Consider the following 18,187-nt stretch of genomic DNA (forward strand, 5'->3'; position numbering starts at 1 on the left):
CTCGCCCGCGCACCGGGATGGCGAATCCGGTCACACCGCAGGATCGGATCATCTGTCAGAAACAGTGCTGACAAAGGCAGTTCACGACTCTTGACGCTTTTCGCCGCATCCGAGTAGCGTTTTTCGGCACTTGCTAATACGTATTAGGGAGTGCTCATGGTCCCTCCCGAACGGCGTAGACGCTCCACCCAGCGGGACATCGCCCGGCGCGCCGGCGTCTCCCAGGCGACGGTGTCGCTGGTGATCAGCGGAGGCGCGGCGAGTGCGCAGATCGCGGAACCGACCCGTCGGGCCGTGCTGGCGGCGGCCGAGGAACTGGGCTACGCGGCCAACGTCGCCGCACGCAGCCTGAAGGGCGGCCGGAACCGGCTGCTCGGGCTGTACACCTTCGAGTCGGTGTTCCCGACCGACCAGCGTGACTTCTACTACCCGTTCCTGCTCGGCGTGGAGGAGGAGACGGCACGGCAGGGCTACGACCTGCTGTTGTTCTGCTCCGGCGGGGGCGCGTCCGGTGCCGCGACGGCCGGGCGGTCGATCTACGCCGGCGGGACCAACCGGCTGAAGATCGCGGACGGTTGTGTCCTGCTCGGCAGGAACGTCCGCCGCGAGGAGCTGTCGGCGCTGGTCCGGGAGGACTTCCCCTTCGTCTTCGTCGGACGCCGTGAGGTGGACGACGGTGAACTCTCCTACGTGGCCGCCGACTACGTCTCGGCGACCGCCGCGCTCGTCGCGGAGCTGGCGCGACTCGGCCACCGGCGGCTCCTGTATCTGCGGGCCCTGGAGGACGGCGAACCCACCAGGGACCGCGAGGAGGGCTACCGGCGCGGGCTGGCCGAGGCCGGAATCGCCCCGGAGGAGGCGCCGATCCTGAGCCTGACCGATCCGGCGGACCTGACGGCCGAGCGGCTCGAAGGGTGGATCGGCGAGCTGGGGATCACCGCCCTGCTGGTCGAGCCGACCGAGGACAACCGGCTCACCGAGGCGCTGGCGACGCTGGCCGGCACGCGGCGGGTCCGGTTCCCGGAGGACTGCTCGCTGGCGCTGCTGGGCGATCCGCCGTCCTGGACCCCGGAGTCGCGGAACTGGACGCGGTTCTCGCTGCCCCGCGCCCAGATGGCGGGGGAAGCGGTACGGCTGCTGGTCGAGCTGCTCGACCAGGAGACCCCCGAGCCGCGCCAGTTGACGGTGCCCTGCGTCTTCGTACCCGGCGACTCGATCGGGCCGGCCGGTACCGGGGGCGGGAGGCCGGGGACATGATCCGGATGATCGTGCACCGGCTGCTCATCGGGGTCTTCGTGATGTGGGGCGCCGCCTCGCTGATCTTCCTCATCGTCCGGGCCGCGCCCGGCGACCCCGCGACGGTCCTGCTCGGGCCGAACGCCGACCGGAGCCAGATCGACAGCCTGCGCGCCCAGCTCGGACTCGACCGGCCGCTCGGCGCGCAGTACCTCAGCTACCTCGGCGACGTCTGCCGGCTCGACTTCGGCCAGTCGCACTGGCTCGGCAGGCCCGCCATGGGCGCGGTCCTCGACCGGCTGCCCGCCACGATCGACCTCACGCTGACCGCCACCGTGATCGCGGTGATCGTCGGACTGACGCTCGGCATGCTGGCCGGCGGCCGGCCGGGCGGGGTGCTGGACCGGGTGGTCTCGGCCTGCACCATCGCCCTCCAGTCGTTCCCCACGTTCTGGATCGGCATCATGCTGGTACTGGTCTTCGCGCTGAGTCTGCGCGTGCTGCCCAGCTCCGGCGTCGGCACGCCCCAGCATCTGGTGCTGCCCGCCGTCACCCTCTCGTTCCCGTTCGTCGCGATCATCGCCAGGCTGACCCGGACGAGCCTCGCGGAGACGATGCGCGAGGAGTACATCAGGACCGCCCGCTCCAAGGGACTGACCGAGCGTCAGGTACTGCTCGGGCACGCCCTGCGCAACTCGCTGATCCCGGTGGTGACCGTGGTCGGCGTCCAGGTCGGGGCCCTGGTGGGCGGCGCGGTGATCGTCGAGAACGTGTTCGCCTGGCCCGGTCTCGGATCGCTGGTGGTGGAGGCCGTGGCCAACCGGGACTACACGGTCGTGCAGGGCGCCACGCTCCTGATCGCCGGCATCGTCGTCGTACTGAACCTGATGGCCGATCTGCTCATCGCCCAGCTGGATCCGCGGATCCGGACGGGAGCCGTCTGATGGCCGGCCTCACCGTAGCCGCCGAGCGGTCGACGACGGCCGCGCGGCGGGCACGGCGCCGCCCCCTTCTCTCCCTCGTCCCCGCCCTGTTCGTGGGCTGCTACCTGCTGGTCGCCGCCGCCGGACCGCTGCTGATCCACTACGACCCGGTGCACACGTCACTGGAGGACCGGCTGCTCGCTCCCGGCTCCAGGACGTCCACCGGAGGCACCGCCTGGCTCGGCACCGACGGGCTCGGCCGCGACCTGCTGGCCCAGATCGTCTACGGGGCCAGGACGGCGGTGCTCATCGGTGTCTCCACGGTCGCGCTCTCCTGTGCCGTCGGCGTGCTCCTCGGCGCCGTCGCCGGCTACTTCCGCGGCGCCGCCGACGCCGTACTCGCCCGGATCTTCGACATCCTGCTGGCGTTTCCCGCGATCCTGCTCGCGATCGTGATCGCGGGCGCCTTCGAGCGCAGTGTCCTGCTGGTCGTCCTCGCGCTCTCGGCGACCGGCTGGATCGGCTTCGCCCGCGTCACCCGGGGCATCACGCTCTCCCTCCGGGAACGGCCCTGGGTCGACGCCGCCCGGGTACTGGGAGTCCCGGGCCGGACCATCCTCGCCCGGCACGTCCTCCCGTTCACGGCGGGACCGGTCGTCGCCCTCGCCACGCTGGAGTTCGCGCTGGTGGTGCTGGCGGAGGCAGGGCTCAGCTTCCTCGGTATCGGCCTGCCCCCGTCGACCGTGTCCTGGGGGCAGACCATCGCGAACGGCAAGGAGTACCTCGAAACACAGTGGTGGATCTCCACCCTGCCGGGGATCGCCCTGTCCCTCCTCATCGTCAACACAGGCATCCTCGGCGACCAGCTCACCGCCCGCTACGGGCGCGGCCGCTCCGACTGACCCCACGGACACACAGCGACTCGCCGCCATGAGCAGCCGTGCACAGCGCCCCACCCCCGGATGACTCCGACCGACCCTCGATCGACAGGAGCACCACCATGACCAGGACGCGTGAGCAAGGGCGCAGCCGGCTGATCCGGCTCGCCGTCACCGCCACGGCGGGCGCGGCACTCCTCGCCGCCTGTACGACGACGACCGGCGGCGACGGCGGAGGCGGTTCCGGCGCCGCGGGCGACGTCACGGTCGCCGGCACCTACCCGATCGAGAGCCTGGACCCGCACGGTGCCCAAGGCGCCTCCACGGGAACGCAGTTGGCGGCCCAGGAGATCTTCAGCAGACTCGTGAAACCCGACGCGGACGGCACGCTCCAAGGCGACCTGGCCACCTCCTGGAAGCCCAACAAGGACGTCACGGAATGGACGTTCACGCTGCGCCCCGGCGTGATGTTCTCCGACGGGTCCGCGCTCGACGCCGACGACGTGGTCGCCTCCTTCCAGCGGATGATCAGCCTCAACGGCCCCAACGCAGGCAACTTCCCGGGCGACACGATCACCAAGACCTCACCCACCGAAGTGGTCCTGCACAGCCCGGCCCCCGACGCGTCCGTCCCCGGCAAACTCGGCACCTTCTACGTCCTCCCGTCGGGCGTCGGCAAGGACGACACCGCCTTCTTCAACCACCCCGTCGGCTCGGGCCCGTTCACCGTGAGCGCGTTCACCCCGAGCGAGTCGCTGGTGCTGGTGCCCAACAAGAAGTACCGGGGCACCGAGCCCGCGCTCCGCAAGGTCACCGTGCGGAACATCCCCGAGCTCGCGGCCCGCCTGACCGCACTGCGCACGGGCGAGGTGGACGTCGCGTGGGGCATCCCGGACGACCAACTCGCCTCCCTGCAGGGCCAGAAGGGCCTGACGGTACGGACCGTGCCCAGCAGCGCCGAGTTCACCATGTGGTTCAACTCCTCGGTCCCCGCCCTCAAGGACGCGAAGGTGCGCAGGGCGATCTGGCAGGCGGTCGACTTCAGGACCATCATCGGCAAGCTCTACCCCGACACCGGCAAGGCGGCCGACGCGCCCGTGACCGGCGTCGTCCTCGGCCATGTGGCGCAGCCGCCCGTCGCCTACGACCCGGCCGCCGCCAAGGCGGCGCTCACCGCCGCCGGCTACGACTTCTCGAAGAAACTCCGCCTCCAGTTCGCCAACGCCGAGTTCCGGCCCTTCATCCAGGCCGTCGTCTCGGACCTCCAGAAGGTCGGGGTACAGGTGGACCCGCTGGAGAAGGAACAGGCCGCCTTCACGGAGGACCTGATCGCGCGCAAGTGGGACATCAACTTCCAGCAGCTGGCCACCCCCAGCTACGACGCGGCCAGCAACCTCGGCCGCCTCTACACCTGCGCGGCCAAACGGAACGGCTACTGCAACAAGCGGTTGGACACCCTGCTGGCGGCGGCGGGAGCGACCGCCGACAAGCAGAAGCGCACCGATCTCTACGGGCAGGCGAGCCGGATCATCTGGCAGGACGCGGTCGGGATGTACCCCATGTCGGTGAGCATCGCGTATGCCTGGAACAGCGACCTCAAGGGCTTCGTCCCCGACGCCAGCGGACTGCCGGACTTCGCCACCGTACGGACCGGCGGCTCGTGACCCCCGCCGGAACCGCACGCGAACACGGCGCCGGGAAAGCGGCGCCCGCGACCGACGGGCCGGTCCTGCGCATCGACGACCTGGTGGTGGAACTGCCCGGCCCGCACGGCACCCGGACCCGCGTCGTGGACGGCGTCTCCTTCGACGTGCCCCGTGCCACCACCGTGGGGCTGATCGGCGAGTCGGGCAGCGGAAAGACCATGACCGCGCACGCCGTCCTGGGCCTGCCACCCGAGGGCGCCACCCTGGCCGGCCGGCTGCTCTGGCACGGCGAGGACCTGATCACCGCCGACCCGGCCCGGCGCCGCGCGGTACGCGGCCGGGAGATCGCGATGATCTTCCAGGACCCGCTCGCCGCGCTGAACCCGACCCAGCGGATCGGCCGTCAGGTCGGTGAGGTGCCACGCCGCGACCGGCTGCCGCGAGCCGAGGTGAACCGCCGGGTCGTCGAACTCCTCGACCGGGCCGGTGTACCGGAGCCCGCGCGGCGGATGCGTGCCTACCCGCACGAACTCTCCGGAGGTCTGCGTCAACGCGCCGTGATCGCCATGGCGTTGGCCGGAAACCCCGAACTGCTGCTCGCCGACGAGCCGACCACCGCGCTCGACGTCACCGTGCAGTCCCGGATCCTGCGGCTGCTGGCCGGCATCCAGGCGGCGGACGGCCTGGCGATGCTGCTGGTCAGCCATGACCTGCGGGTCGTGTCGCACGTCGCCGAACAGGTCGTGGTGATGTACGCGGGACGGGTCTGCGAGCGCGGGCCCGCCCGTGACCTGCTGCGGCGGCCCGCCCATCCGTACACCGCCGCCCTGGTGCGCAGCGTGCCCGCCGTCAGAACCCGTACCGCACTGGCCGATCCGCTGCCGGGCGCCCCGGCGACCCCGGCGAACCGGCCGGCCGGCTGCGCGTTCCACCCGCGCTGCCCCCTGGCCCGCGCCCGGTGCCGCGACGAGGTGCCGCAGGTGCGGGAGGCGGCGCCGGGACGCTGGAGCGCCTGCCACTTCGCCGAGGAGGTGCTGGGGACGTGAGCACAAGTGAACGGGACCGCGCCCCTGCGCCCGCACTCCTCGACGTGCGGGATCTCCGGGTCACCTACGGAGGCCGGCGCGGCCGGGCCGCCGTGGCCGGGGTGAGTCTGTCGGTGGCACCAGAGGAGACACTCGGGCTGGTCGGCGAGTCGGGGTCCGGCAAGACCACCGTGGCCCGGTGCGTGGCCGGGCTGCTGCGGCCCGGCGCCGGGACGGTCACCTTCGAGGGACGGCCGCTCGGCCGCGCGGGGCGCCGGCCGCCCGAGCTGCAGCGCGCGGTGCAGATGGTGTTCCAGGACCCGCGGTCGTCGCTGAACCCGCGGATGACGGTCGCCGCGATCATCGCCGAGGTCTGGAGCACCCACCCGGTCACCGCACCCAAGGGCGACCGCACCGAGGCACTGCACCGGCTCCTCGCCGACATGGGGCTCGACCCCGAGGTGGCGGCACGGCGCGCCGGGGATCTGTCGGGCGGTCAGTGCCAGCGGGTCAGCATCGCCAGAGCACTGGCGGTACGACCCCGGCTGCTGGTGTGCGACGAGGCGGTGTCGGCGCTCGACGTGTCGGTGCAGGCCCAGATCCTGCGGCTGCTGGTCGACCTGCGTGGCAGGCACCGGCTCGCGATGCTGTTCATCTCGCACGACCTGGGGGTGGTGCACCAGATCGCCGACCGGGTGGCGGTGATGCGCCGGGGCGTGATCGTGGAGGAGGGCAGGACCGGCGAGGTGCTGACCGCACCGCGACACGAGTACACCCGGGCGCTGCTGGACGCGGCCCTGGACCTGGACGACGCGGTGCCGGGTGACGGCACCGCCGACGGCAAGGCGGTCGTATGAGCGTGCGCGGGACAGGACAGGGGCACCCCACCGTGACTCCGGCGCCGACCGGCTGGAACACCTGGGACGTCCGGACGCACACCGGTATGAGCCGGCTGCCGTCCGGGCCGCGGGTGCGGTTCGGTCTGCTCGGCCCCGAGGGCCCGGTGCTCGACGGGTTCACCTGGCGCGACGGACTCGAACGGCTCGGTCCGCACACCGTGGACGGCAGCTACGCCGAGGTGACGGTGCGGGCGGCGGGCCACCGGCTGCGGCTGGTCCTCGCGGGCGGACCGGAGGACGTCCTGCACGTCCGCGCCGAGACCACGGGACGGCTCGTGGTGTCGGTGGACGGAGCAGTCGAAGCGGACGGGACAGTCGAAGCGGACGGAGCAGAAACGGCGGAAGACCTGGCCGGAGCCGTCCTCGCGGGTGGCCTTCGCTGGACCGTCACCGCCTCGTCGCCCGCCCGCAGGATCGAGGGCCCGGCACACGCGCTGGTGCTGGCGTTCGACGGGCCCGATGCCGCTCCCGGCACGGTGGACCTACGGATCGCGCCGGCCGACGCACCCGGCACGGTGACCGGGACCGGTACCGTCCTCGCGGCCCGCCGTGCCGACGCCGACCGGACCCGGCTGCGTTCCGGCGGCTGGCTCGGCGCCGCCGCCGACGCCCTGACCAGGGCCGTCACCTGGAACACCGTCTACGCCCCCGACATCGGCCGCGTCCTCACCCCGACCTCAAGGGATTTCGTCTGCGCCGAACGCAAAGGCTTCTACGGCACCTGGGCCCTGCACGCCTGGGACACCTTCTTCACCGGCCTCGCCGCCTCGGCCGTCGACCGCGACTACGCGCGCGGCATCTTCCAGCAGATCCTCCCCTACGCGGACGAGTCCGGCATGATCCCGAACCGGGTCTCGGACGACAGGGGCCGCACCGACGACCGTTCGCAGCCGCCGGTCGGCGCGCTGACGGTCTATCAGGCCTATCTGGCCGGTGGTCTGTCGCACGCGACCCGCGACACGGCGCTCCTCGACGACACCTACCCGGCGCTGCTGGCCTGGCACGACTGGTGGCCCCGGGCCCGCCGTGGGCCGTACGGGCTGCTCGCCTGGGGGTCCGACCCGATCCCGGGCGACTCCGCCTCGGCGACCCTGGACCGGGCGAAACGGGAGTCGGGGCTGGACGATTCACCGATGTACGACGAGGCCCGGTACGACCCGGTGACCCACACCATGGACCTCGCCGACGTCGGCCTCAACGCCCTGCACATCGCCGACGCCGAGGCCCTGGCCGAGATCGCCGGCATCCTGGGGGAGCAGACGACGGCCGACCGGCTGAGCGCCGAGGCGGCCACGGCCCGGGCGGTCGCCGACCGGCTGCTGTGGGACGGTGAGCGCACCGGCTACCGCAACCTCACCTCGGCGGGCGCGCATGATCCGCACGTCTCCCCGACGATGCTGTACGCGCTGCTCGGCGGGTTGCCGGACGCCGATCGTGCGGCGGCCGTCGCCGCCGATCTGCTGCGGCCCGAAGTGCTCGGCGGTGTACGGCCGTTGCCCAGTGTGGCCCGCAACGACCCCGGCTTCGCCGCGACTTACTGGCGGGGCCGGATCTGGGCACCGATGGCGTACCTCGCCGTGCGCGGGCTGCGGCGGTACGGGCTGAACGAGTTGAGCCGGCCGGTGGTGAGGGCCCTGCTGCGGCTGTTTCTCGACGAGTGGCGGGAGTACGGCCACGTCAGGGAGAACTATCCGGCCGTCGAGGGAGAGAACCTGACGAGCTTTCAGAAACGTTCGGACGGGCTGATGGCCTGGGGAGGCCTGCTGGCGTACCTCGCCTTCGGCGAACTGGCCGACGCGCGCTCCGACGGCTGGCGGTTCGCCCACCCGGGCGAGCCGGCCGAGCTGTGCAACCTGCCGCTCGGCGAGGGCCGTCTCGACGTCCGGGCGGCCGCTCGGCTCACCGTCCACCTCGACGGACGGGTCCTGCTGGACATGGCGCCCGGTGTCGTCGTACGGGGCTACCGGCGGACCGTCGACCGGGTCAGTGGGATCGCCGAGGGGGACGGCGACCTGCTGGTCACCCCGCCGGGCGGCCCGCCCGTACCGGTGGACGTACGGGGCGGCGGACCTCGGAGGTTCACGTTCGGCCCGGACCGGGAGCCGGGCGACGGTGCGGACGGCGACGGCGCGGACAGTGCGGATGACGTACGGGAGGGGAGCGGCTCATGAGTGCGCCGACGTCGGCGGTCACGGACATCCTCGTCGTCGGCGGGGGCCTCGGCGGCGTGGCCGCGGCGCTGGCCGCCCTCGACCGGGGGCGGTCGGTCCTGCTCACCGAGGAGACCGACTGGATCGGCGGTCAGCTCACCAGCCAGGGCGTACCGCCCGACGAGCACGCCTGGATCGAGCAGTTCGGCGCCACCCGTACCTACCGCGCGCTGCGCGAGGCGATCCGGGACCACTACCGGACCTGGTACCCGCTCACCGACGAGGCCAGGCGGCGCCCGTATCTCAACCCGGGCGAGGGCCGCGTGAGCGCGCTCTGCCACGAACCGAGGGTGGGCGCCGCCGTGTTGGAGGCCATGGTCGCGCCGTACGTGGCCGCCGGCCGGCTGCGGATCCTGTACCGGCACCGCCCGGTGGCCGCTGCCGTGGACGGCGACCGGGTACGCTCCGTGGTCGTCGAAGGCCCGGACGGCACCCGGGTCGAGGTGTCGGCGCCATACGTCCTGGACGCGACGGAACTCGGCGACCTGCTGCCGCTGACCGGCACCGAACATGTGACGGGCTTCGAGTCGCGGCGGGACACGGGTGAGCCGAGCGCACCCGACGAGGCCCAGCCGGCCAACATGCAGGCGTTCTCCTGGGTGTTCGCCGTCGACCACCGGGCCGGCGAGGACCACACCGTCGACCGGCCGGCGGGCTACGACGGCTGGGCCGCCTACCACCCGCCGCAGTGGCCGAACCGGCTGCTGAGCCTCAGCGCGCCCGACCCCAGGACGCTGGAGACCGTACCGCGCGGCTTCACCCCGAACGCCGAGCACGCAGGCTCGGGGCCGGTCCTCGCCGACCAGAGCAAGGACGCGGGCGACAAGGAGCTGTGGGAGTTCCGCCGGGTGGTCTCCCGGAAGCTGTACCGGCCGGGCTTCGCCGCGAGCGATGTCACCATCGTCAACTGGCCCATGATCGACTACCTGCCAGGGCCGCTGATCGGGGTCGACGACAAGGAGCGGGACCGGCATCTGGCGGGAGCCCGTGAGCTGAGCATGAGCATGCTCTACTGGCTCCAGACCGAGGCCCCCCGTCCCGACGGCGGCACCGGCTGGCCCGGTCTGCGGCTGCGCGGCGATGTGCTGGGCACGGCCGACGGACTGGCCAAGGCGCCGTACATCCGTGAGTCGCGCCGGATCGTCGCCCGGCGCCGGATCGTCGAACAGGACCTGTCCCTCGCCGTACGGGGCGAGCGCGGCGCGGTGCGCTATCCGGACTCCGTCGGCATCGGGATGTACCGGATCGACCTGCATCCCTCCACGGGCGGCGACACCTACATTGACGTGGCCAGCAGCCCCTTCCGGATCCCGCTGGGCGCCCTGCTCCCCGTACGCGTGCGGAACCTGCTGCCGGTGTGCAAGAACATCGGCACCACCCACATCACGAACGGCTGCTACCGGCTGCACCCCGTCGAGTGGAACATCGGCGAGGCGGCCGGATCACTGGCGGCACACTGCCTCGACAACCGGCTGGAGCCCCACCAGGTGCACGAGGACAGCACCCTCCTGCGCACTTTCCAGGACGAACTCACCCGCGCCGGAGTCGAACTGGCCTGGCCTGAGATCAGGGGATACTGATGGACGGTACTGCAGCGCCCCGAAGGGGCGCGGGGAACTGCGCGACCAGCCACAACGGCGCCGCGGCCGAACGACGACACACCGACGGCCGCACCCTGCTGTCCGGAGTCATCGTCCCGTTGGTCACCCCCATGGACCACCCGGGCGAGCCCTCGGCCCCGGCCGCCGCCCCCCTGCTCGCCGCGCTGGCCGCCGCAGGCGCCCGCGGCCTCATGCTCTTCGGCAGCAACGGCGAGGGCCCCCTGCTCCCCACGGCACAACTCGGCGACTTCGCCGCCCGGGTGGCCGAACGCTGGCGGGAACTGACCGACGGCGGACCGGTGTTGGTCAACGTCACCGCCCCCGGAACCGCCGAGGCGCTGGAGCGCGCGGAGGCCGTCCGGCCCGCCGAGCCGGACGCGCTGGTGCTCAGCCCGCCCCTCTACTTCCACCACCGGCACGACGAGATCGTCGCGCACTACGCCGCCCTGGCCGGCGTCGGCGTTCCCGTCGTCGCCTACCACGCCCCCCGCTACGGCAACCCGCTGACCCCCGCCCTGCTCGACGAACTGACCGGCCTTCCACACCTGGTGGGCATCAAGGACAGCTCCGGCGACCTCGCCCTGTTCGGCCACGCCCTCGCCGCGGCCCGCCGGCGCGACGACTTCGGGGTCAGTCAGGGCGCGGAGCGGCAGGCGCTGGACGCGCTGCGGCTCGGGGCCGACGGCGTGGTGCCGGGGGTGGCCAATCTGGCGCCCGGGGCGGCCGTCGAACTGTTCCGGGCCCACCGCGACGGCCGGGACGGTGACGCGCGGCGCGCGCAGCAGCTGCTCGACGAGGTGCTGGCGCTGCACACCGTACGGCCCGGTGTCCCCGCGGTGAAGGCCGTCCTGGCCGAACGAGGCCTGTGCCCGCCGCATGTCGCCGCGCCCCTCGCACCGTGCTCCGACGCGGAGCGCACGGCACTGCTCGACCTGCTCGCTCCTCTCGACGCGCATCTCGTACGAGCCTGACCCGAAGCCTGATCCCGCCCAGGCACCCGATCCCGCCCAGGCACCCGATCCCGCCCAGGCACCCGCACCCGCCCCCGCACTCCCACCCGCGCTCCCTCGCCTCCGTACCGCCCGGAAGGGGTGGCCCACCATGTCCGACAGACCGGACCGCACCGCCATGAACCGCAGATCCTTCGCCCTGGGCGTCGTCGGCGCCTCGGCGACCGCCGCGTTCGGCCCCGCGGCCCTCGGAGCCACGGCACACGCCGCCGACCGGTCGTCCTCCGCCCCCGACCGGCAGGGCGCCTTCTTCGACGAGCAGACCCTCTGGGACTCCGGAGAGGGCCCGCTGGTGAGCTATCACGTCCACGCGCTCGCCGTGCTCCCCGACGACACCGTCCTCGCCGTGACCGAGGGCCGCCACGAGGTGTGCGACGCCGGGCCGCGTGATCTGCTGCTGCGCCGCAGCACCGACCGCGGCCGGACCTGGGAGGCGAGCCGCACCCTGGTCACCTCCGTCGACGGCGAGTCCTGGGGCAACCCGGCGCTGGTCGTGGACCGTCAGACGCGGGAGGTCTTCCTCTTCTACATGCTCTCGCTCCGCCTCCCGCAGAACACCTCCTGCTCGGGCGACTCGGGCGACCTCTATGTGATCTCCAGCCGGGACAGCGGCGAGACCTGGAGCGAGGTACGCAACCTGGCAGGCCTGTTCGACCGCTTTCCCTACGACTGGGCGCTGCACGGCCCCGGTCCGGGCCACGGCATCCAGCTGAGATCCGGCCGTCTGCTGCTCAACTGCGCGCACCGCAGGGTGATCGTCGGCAACACCGTGGCCCAGCGGTACTACGGCGTCGCGCCGATCTACAGCGACGACCACGGCGCCACCTGGCAGGCGACCGGCGAGGTCCCCGTACAGGTCGCGTACCCCATCAACGAGGCCCGGCTGGTGCAGCGTTCGGACGGCAGTGTGTTCGTGAACGGCCGGGCCGCGGCGGGCGGTGAAGGGCAGCGGATCGTCTCCGTCAGCTCGGACGACGGTCTGACCTGGTCGCAGCCGGCGTTCGACGGCGGCACCGGCTCGTTCAACGCGGTGGACGCCGGCCTGCTGCGGTACACCGGCGGCCCCGGCAGCCGTGACACCGGGCGGGTGCTGTTCAGCCGGCCCGACTCACCGGTCAGACGCAACATGACGGTGTCGGTCGGTTACGACGAGGGCTTCTCGTACCGGTATCAGCGGGTCGTCAACGAGAACCGCTCCTTCTACTCGGATCTCGCCCGGCTCTCCGACGGCACCATCGTGCTGTTCTACGGCTGCGACGGCGACATGGCCAGTGTGCCGCTCCGCGTCAACGTCTGCCGCTTCTCGCTCGACTGGCTGACCCGGGGGCGGGACAGCCTGCGCCACGGCCCGCACTACCGGGAGACCGTCGTCGCCCTGGCCGGGGCGGACCGCGAGGTCACCGGTGGCACCGTGGGGACCGTCGCCGATCCGCTCGCCCGTGGTGGCGAGCGACTGGTCCTCACCCCCGAACAGGTGGGCGACGCGGTGGAGTTCACCTTCCGGGTGCCGCGCACCGGAGAGTACGAGCTGCTGCTGCGCCACCACCGCCCGGCGGACGGCGCCCTGGCCACCGTCACGGTGCACCGCTCCGGACTGCCGGCCTACACGATCGACACCACCGCGCAGTCGGCGGACGGCTACGATCTGGCCCACCTCGGCACCACCCGGCTGCGTGCCGGGCGGCACACCCTGCGGTGCGAGGTGACGGGAACCGGCAGGGGCGGCGGCACCCGGCTGGGTCTCGACTCGCTGAGCCTGATCGAGGCGCCGGGCTCCGCCGACGTACGCGCGGAGGTGGTCGTGGACAACGACCGGCTGGGCTTCGGGATCCTCGCCGGCAGCTGGCCCACGGCGACCGCCGACCCCGGCTTCTGGTCGGGCAACTACCGTACGGCGCCATCCGGTTCGGGTGAGCGACGGGTGCGCTGGTGGCCGGCCGTGCCCCAGGACGGCGTGTACGAGGTCCAGGTGTCCTACCCCCCGTCCGCCACCCGGGCGAGCAACGCCCCGTACACCGTCGTCCACGCGGACGGCAGCACCACCGTGCGGATCGACCAGCGGGTCGCCGGAGCCGCCGATCCGCGCGGCGGTACCTGGGTCTCGCTCGGCGAGTTCGGTCTGCGGGCCGGTCTGGGCACGTCGGTCGGGCTGACCAACGACGCCGACGGCCCGGTGGCCGCCGACGCGATCCGCCTGCTGGGCCCGCGGCCCTGAGACCGGAGTCTGTCGCCAGGTGCTTCGGACGCGCCTCGCTCAGAGGCGGGTGGTGTCCAGGATCAGGTACGGGGCGAGGCCCGACCCGGCGGCGCGATCGGCGTCCGGTACGGCCGGGGTGTCGGCGGCCGGTACGGGGAATCCCGCCCCGGTGAGCAGGGCGCTGTACGTGGCCAGGGGGCGGTAGTAGCAGGCGGTCGTGACGGAGCTGCCGTCGAGCTGGCGCAGCACCGTGGGTACGGCGTCGCCCGCGGTGTACGACGCGCCCTCGTCGCCGAACCGCAGCGTGGCGAACCGCTCTCCCACGGCGTCCGGGTTGAGGTCGGCGATGACGTAGGGGGCGCCCGGCCGGAGCACCCGGTGGACCTCGGCGGTCAGATCGGCCAGGCGGGCGTCGTCGGGGTCGGTGCAGTAGACCAGGCAGCAGACGGCCGCGTCGATGCTGCGGTCCGGGATCCAGTCCAGCGAACGGCCGTCGAAGAGGCGGTAGTCGACGCGCGGATCGGCGCGGTCGGCGCGGGCGATGTCCAGCATGTGCGCCGAGGGGTCGACGCCCCGCACCGACCAGCCCCGGGCCTGGGCCAGTTCCAGGGCGAGGGCCCCGGTGCCGCAGCCGACGTCGAGGACGGTCGCGCCGGGGTCCCGGGGAGCGCCGACGCGGTCCAGCACGGCGGGGAAGATCAGCTGCCGGGCCAGCCTCATATCACGGTTGCGGTAGGCGGCCGCGGCAGCGGGGGTGTCCCAGGCGAGCGCCTGCGGCCGGTCGGAAGCGGTCATGGTCCCGAGTCTTGTGGCCGCGCCCGGCTCCCACCAGTCCCTCGGTCGGGCAGTCCCCCGATCGGGCGATCACGGGGGGCCGGGGGACGGCTTCCCGGCCCGCTCACTGCGCGGCGGCGGCCTCCTGGGCGATCCGCTCGAACTGGGCGCCCATCGCCTCGGACAGCGCCTGGGCGGCCGACAGCGGGCGCACCATCACCGTGAAGTCATCGATCTTCCCGTCCTCGTCGAAGTGCAGGAAGTCGCAGCCCTGGAGCTTCTTGCCGGCGACGGTGGCCGTGAAGACGAGGGCATGGTCGCGGCCGTCCGGGTTCGCGATCTCCCGGACGTAGGTGAAGTCCTCGAACACCCGGGACACCGCGCGCAGGATCGCGGCGGTGATCGCCTTGCCCGGGTACGGCTTGAACGCGACCGGGCTGGTGAAGACGACGTCATCGGCCAGCAGGGCGGCCACGGCGTCCATGTCGCCGCTCTCGACGGCCTTGCGGAAGGGGTGCATGGGGTCCACCTCACCTATTCAAAAAGTTGACTACTCTCGCATGCTAGCGTGTCCCCATGGCTCTGCGGAACGCGGTGATGGCCGCCCTCCTGGAGGGAGAGGCCTCCGGGTACGACCTCGCGAAGGGATTCGACGCGACGGTCGCCAACTTCTGGACGGCGACACCCCAGCAGCTCTACCGCGAACTGGACCGGATGGAGGCCGAGGGGCTGGTCGCCGCCCGTGTCGTCGAGCAGGAACGCAGGCCCAACAAGCGGCTGTTCTCGCTGACGGACGCCGGCCGCGCGGCGGTACGCGCCTATACGGCCGAGCCCCCCGGCCGGCCCGCGGTGGTCCGCGACGAGCTGCTGGTCAAGGTGCAGTGCGCGGACGCCGGTGACATCGGGGCGGTCCGCGCGGCCGTCGCCGAACGCATGGAGTGGGCCACCGCCAAACTGGCCCGCTACGAGCGGATCCGGCAGCGTCTCCTGGCCGGCCGCTCGGAGGAGGCGTACTTCGCCGAGACGGACCGCATCGGCCCCTACCTCACCCTGCTGCGCGGGATGTCCTTCGAGCGGGAGAACCTCCAGTGGGGGGACCTGGCACTGCGGCGACTGGAGCAGCGGGCGGCTGTGCATGGACAACAAAGTGAATAGGTGGGCCGACGGGGCGCCCCGGTCGTCGGGTGCCCCGTCGGCCGGGTGCGGATCAGCGGGTGCGGGGGCGGCTCAGCAGGTGGCCACCCCCGGCAGCCACGCCGGGCCCTTGATGTAGATGTTCGTCATCCACGCGCCGTTGGTCAGCTTGGACCAGGCGTCGTTGGTGTAGCCCTCGGCCGTGACCGTCTGGGCGTGGGTCTGGCAGACCACGTTGACCGTCGTCGGCTGGGCGAAGTAGTCGACCACGCCGGCGTTCACGTTCGGCTCGCTGTGCGTGCGCACACCCGTGCCCCAGGTCTGGAACGCCGTGCTGCCCCCGCTCGGCGGCGTTGGGGTGTCGCCGCCGCAGTCCGGGATGCCGGGCAGCTCGGCCGGGCCCTTGATGTAGATGTTGGTCATCCAGGAGCCGTCCGCCAGCTTGGCCCAGATGTCGTTGGTGTAGCCCTCGGCGGTCACCTCCTCCGCGTGCTCCTGGCACTGGACGGACACCTGGGTGGGACCGGCGAAGGTGTCGACGACCGAGGCGTGCACGCTCGGCGAGGAGTGCGTGTGCACCCCCGTTCCCCAGGTCTCGAACGTCGAACCGCCGTTGGCCGGCGGCGGCACCGGCGTGCCGGACGGGTTGATGCGGACCGCGCCCGCGTAGTCGCCGCCCGTGCGCACCGGCGTCACCCGGATGTGGGTGCCCGACTCGTACGCCTCCACCATCTGCCCCGCGCCCAGGTACATGGCGACGTGGTGGATGTACCCGCTGCCCCAGAACATCAGGTCGCCCGGGACCAGGGGAGCGGTGCCCTGGCCCGCCGAGAAGCGGGCCGCGGCCTGCGGGCTGTGGAACTGGTCGTCGGCCGTCCCGTTGAGCAGGTCCCGGCCGGTCGCCCGGTAGTACGCGTACCGCATCAGGCCCGAACAGTCGAAGCCCTTGCGCTCGTTGTCGTGCAGGCTGTCGGGGTCGGAGCCGTCGTAGTAGCCGTACGTGGCACCGGGCGTGGCGCCGTGGCCGCCGCCCCAGCTGTACCAGACGCCGATCTGGGAGCAGGCCGCGCTCACGGCCGCCTCCGCGGTGGCCGAGGCGCCGGAGGCCAGCACACCGCAGGCGGTGTCCTGCGCGGCGCGCGGGGCGGCCGCGTGCGCGGTCGCGGGGAGGAAGGCGATCAGCGCGATCGCGGCCGCCGTGGCGGTCGCCCGGCCCGGTGTGGTCAGTTCCCGGAGTCTCAAGGTGCACATCCTTCGTCGACATGAAGCCGTGTGTGAAGCCGTGTGGGAAGCCGTGCGCGGGGGTGGTCCCGACGATCTACCGGGTGCCGCGTCCCACCCCCGTGGGGACGCGGCACCCGGAACTCAGCCGGCCAGCGCCGCCCGCATCTTGGCCAGCGCCCGCATCCGGTTGCGCTGGACGGTGCCGCGATGGGCGCCGAGCCGTTCCCCGGCCGTGTCGTGGGTGAGCCCCTCCAGATCGACGAGGATCACCGCGGCCGCCTCCTTCGGCGAGAGCATGCTCAGCAGCGCGAGGGCGGTGGCCGAGGCCTCGTACGAGCCGAGTCCGCCGTCCCAGCCCGCCTCGGGCAGCCGGTCGGTGGTGCGCTCCCGGCGGGAAGGATGCAGCCAGGAGTCGCGCAGCAGGTTCAGCGCGACCGCGCAGGTGTAGGCGTACGGATGCTGCTGGTGCGTCAGATTCCGGGCGCGGGCCCGCCGGGAGAGCCGCAGATACGTCTCCTGCAGCAGGTCGTCCGCGTCGTGCGGATTGCCGGTCAGGGCGAGCAGCCGTCTGCGCAGTCTGGGCATGTCGGCGGTGAAGGCGGCGTCGAAGTCTCCCGGACTCATGTGTTCCCGGGCCGCCTCGCGCGGCTCCTGCGTACACGTGCCCCCGTGGGTTTCCATGGTGGTCGTCCCCCGTCGGTCGTTCGTGGTGTGAGAGCGCCCGGACCGCTGGTCAGACGGTCCGGACAGGTGCGGCGGCGGGCCCGTAGCGGGCGGCCGGTGCCCCGCTCAGCAGGGCCCAGTACCGGTCGCCGTAGGACCAGTGCCACCACTCGGTCGGGTAGTTGACGAAGCCGGCCGTGGTCAGCGCCCGGTCCATCAACGCCCGGTTGGCGCGTGCCTCGGCGCCGATGTTCGGTGCCCCGGTACGGCAGGCACCCTCGCTCTCCTCCGGGGTGGCGTTGACCTCCGTGCCCAGCGGCAGCTCCGTGCCGTCCGCGGTGCACAGGGTCAGGTCCACCGCCCCGCCGCTGACATGGGGAGCCACCTCCGGCGGGGAGATGTAGGCACTGGCCAGCTCCCGGATCCGGTCCGGCCCGGCGTCGGGGTGGGCCGCGCGCAGGGTCGCCGCGTACTCCTCGAAGTAGCGGCGCTGCAGAGCGGGCGGCCGGTACCCCTCGACCACCAGGAACCGGATCCCGTCGGGCAGCAGCGACTGCGCCTGAAGGAGCCGGCGCAGCACACCCGAACGCAGGTACGCGTAACTGCCGTCGGCGTCGGCCTGGCGCGGGTCGACCCGCAGCCCGGGTGTCCCGAGCAGATCGACCAGCGCCTCGCCGCACTCGTGCTCGGCGACCGCGGCGACCCGGGAGTCGGAGAGCGTGATGATGTCCGTCACGCAGACAACAGTGCCTACGACCCCTGCAATT

At 72.6% G+C, this 18,187-nt stretch carries 16 protein-coding genes; 11 read left to right on the plus strand and 5 right to left on the minus strand.

The window, feature by feature from the left end; translation table 11 throughout:
- Positions 1 to 156 precede the first annotated feature (156 nt).
- The 10 genes from AB0D85_RS13425 to AB0D85_RS13470 all read left to right on the plus strand — a co-directional run bounded on the left by AB0D85_RS13425 (position 157) and on the right by AB0D85_RS13470 (position 13,643).
- Positions 157 to 1,257 (plus strand): LacI family DNA-binding transcriptional regulator, encoded by a 1,101-nt coding sequence (locus AB0D85_RS13425; RefSeq protein ID WP_362318321.1) that lies wholly within the window; start codon positions 157 to 159, stop codon positions 1,255 to 1,257.
- Complete coding sequence (locus AB0D85_RS13430; RefSeq protein WP_362318325.1) at positions 1,254 to 2,180, plus strand: ABC transporter permease; 927 nt, start codon at positions 1,254 to 1,256, stop codon at positions 2,178 to 2,180. Before AB0D85_RS13425 ends, AB0D85_RS13430 begins: the two co-directional genes overlap by 4 nt.
- Positions 2,180 to 3,061 carry an ABC transporter permease gene (locus tag AB0D85_RS13435; RefSeq protein WP_362318328.1) on the plus strand — a complete coding sequence of 294 codons (882 nt, stop codon included), beginning with the start codon at positions 2,180 to 2,182 and terminating at the stop codon, positions 3,059 to 3,061. The genes AB0D85_RS13430 and AB0D85_RS13435 overlap by 1 nt, the downstream gene beginning before the upstream one ends.
- 98 nt (positions 3,062 to 3,159) lie before the next feature.
- Complete coding sequence (locus tag AB0D85_RS13440) at positions 3,160 to 4,701, plus strand: ABC transporter substrate-binding protein (RefSeq protein WP_362318331.1); 1,542 nt, start codon at positions 3,160 to 3,162, stop codon at positions 4,699 to 4,701.
- A complete protein-coding gene (locus AB0D85_RS13445; protein ID WP_362318334.1) occupies positions 4,698 to 5,729 on the plus strand; it encodes an ABC transporter ATP-binding protein in 1,032 nt (343 codons plus the stop codon). The genes AB0D85_RS13440 and AB0D85_RS13445 overlap by 4 nt, the downstream gene beginning before the upstream one ends.
- A complete protein-coding gene (locus AB0D85_RS13450) occupies positions 5,726 to 6,565 on the plus strand; it encodes a dipeptide/oligopeptide/nickel ABC transporter ATP-binding protein (protein ID WP_362318337.1) in 840 nt (279 codons plus the stop codon). Before AB0D85_RS13445 ends, AB0D85_RS13450 begins: the two co-directional genes overlap by 4 nt.
- A complete protein-coding gene (locus AB0D85_RS13455) occupies positions 6,562 to 8,778 on the plus strand; it encodes a trehalase family glycosidase (protein ID WP_362318340.1) in 2,217 nt (738 codons plus the stop codon). Before AB0D85_RS13450 ends, AB0D85_RS13455 begins: the two co-directional genes overlap by 4 nt.
- Positions 8,775 to 10,397, plus strand: coding sequence for an FAD-dependent oxidoreductase (locus AB0D85_RS13460; protein ID WP_362318343.1), 1,623 nt, complete (start codon positions 8,775 to 8,777; stop codon positions 10,395 to 10,397). Before AB0D85_RS13455 ends, AB0D85_RS13460 begins: the two co-directional genes overlap by 4 nt.
- Complete coding sequence (locus tag AB0D85_RS13465) at positions 10,397 to 11,389, plus strand: dihydrodipicolinate synthase family protein (RefSeq protein ID WP_362318346.1); 993 nt, start codon at positions 10,397 to 10,399, stop codon at positions 11,387 to 11,389. Before AB0D85_RS13460 ends, AB0D85_RS13465 begins: the two co-directional genes overlap by 1 nt.
- Positions 11,390 to 11,519: 130 nt before the next feature.
- The gene (locus AB0D85_RS13470; protein ID WP_362318349.1) at positions 11,520 to 13,643 is read left to right on the plus strand and encodes an exo-alpha-sialidase; all 2,124 of its coding nucleotides are present in this window, start codon (positions 11,520 to 11,522) and stop codon (positions 13,641 to 13,643) included.
- Positions 13,644 to 13,682: 39 nt separating this feature from the next.
- Here the strand turns inward: AB0D85_RS13470 and AB0D85_RS13475 are convergent, their stop codons facing one another.
- Both AB0D85_RS13475 and AB0D85_RS13480 read right to left on the minus strand, forming a co-directional pair.
- Positions 13,683 to 14,420: a class I SAM-dependent methyltransferase gene (locus tag AB0D85_RS13475; RefSeq protein WP_362318352.1), complete on the minus strand. Its 738-nt coding sequence runs from the start codon at positions 14,418 to 14,420 to the stop codon at positions 13,683 to 13,685.
- A 103-nt stretch (positions 14,421 to 14,523) separates the two neighbouring features.
- Entirely contained in the window at positions 14,524 to 14,919 is a 396-nt protein-coding gene (locus AB0D85_RS13480; protein ID WP_362318355.1) for a nuclear transport factor 2 family protein, read from the minus strand.
- Between the two features lie 56 nt (positions 14,920 to 14,975).
- On the opposite strand from AB0D85_RS13480, the gene AB0D85_RS13485 reads away from it, so the two are divergent.
- Positions 14,976 to 15,554: a PadR family transcriptional regulator gene (locus AB0D85_RS13485; RefSeq protein WP_362318357.1), complete on the plus strand. Its 579-nt coding sequence runs from the start codon at positions 14,976 to 14,978 to the stop codon at positions 15,552 to 15,554.
- A gap of 72 nt (positions 15,555 to 15,626) precedes the next feature.
- Here AB0D85_RS13485 and AB0D85_RS13490 read toward each other — a convergent pair whose 3' ends face one another.
- The 3 genes from AB0D85_RS13490 to AB0D85_RS13500 form a co-directional block, all read right to left on the minus strand.
- Positions 15,627 to 16,784: an NlpC/P60 family protein gene (locus AB0D85_RS13490; protein WP_362318360.1), complete on the minus strand. Its 1,158-nt coding sequence runs from the start codon at positions 16,782 to 16,784 to the stop codon at positions 15,627 to 15,629.
- 114 nt (positions 16,785 to 16,898) lie between these two features.
- Positions 16,899 to 17,381 carry an RNA polymerase sigma factor gene (locus tag AB0D85_RS13495; protein WP_362318362.1) on the minus strand — a complete coding sequence of 161 codons (483 nt, stop codon included), beginning with the start codon at positions 17,379 to 17,381 and terminating at the stop codon, positions 16,899 to 16,901.
- A 109-nt stretch (positions 17,382 to 17,490) separates the two neighbouring features.
- The gene (locus AB0D85_RS13500; protein ID WP_362318364.1) at positions 17,491 to 18,156 is read right to left on the minus strand and encodes a M15 family metallopeptidase; all 666 of its coding nucleotides are present in this window, start codon (positions 18,154 to 18,156) and stop codon (positions 17,491 to 17,493) included.
- Positions 18,157 to 18,187 lie beyond the last annotated feature (31 nt).

The organism is Streptomyces sp. NPDC048277 (assembly GCF_040652235.1).
GTDB lineage: Bacteria > Actinomycetota > Actinomycetes > Streptomycetales > Streptomycetaceae > Streptomyces.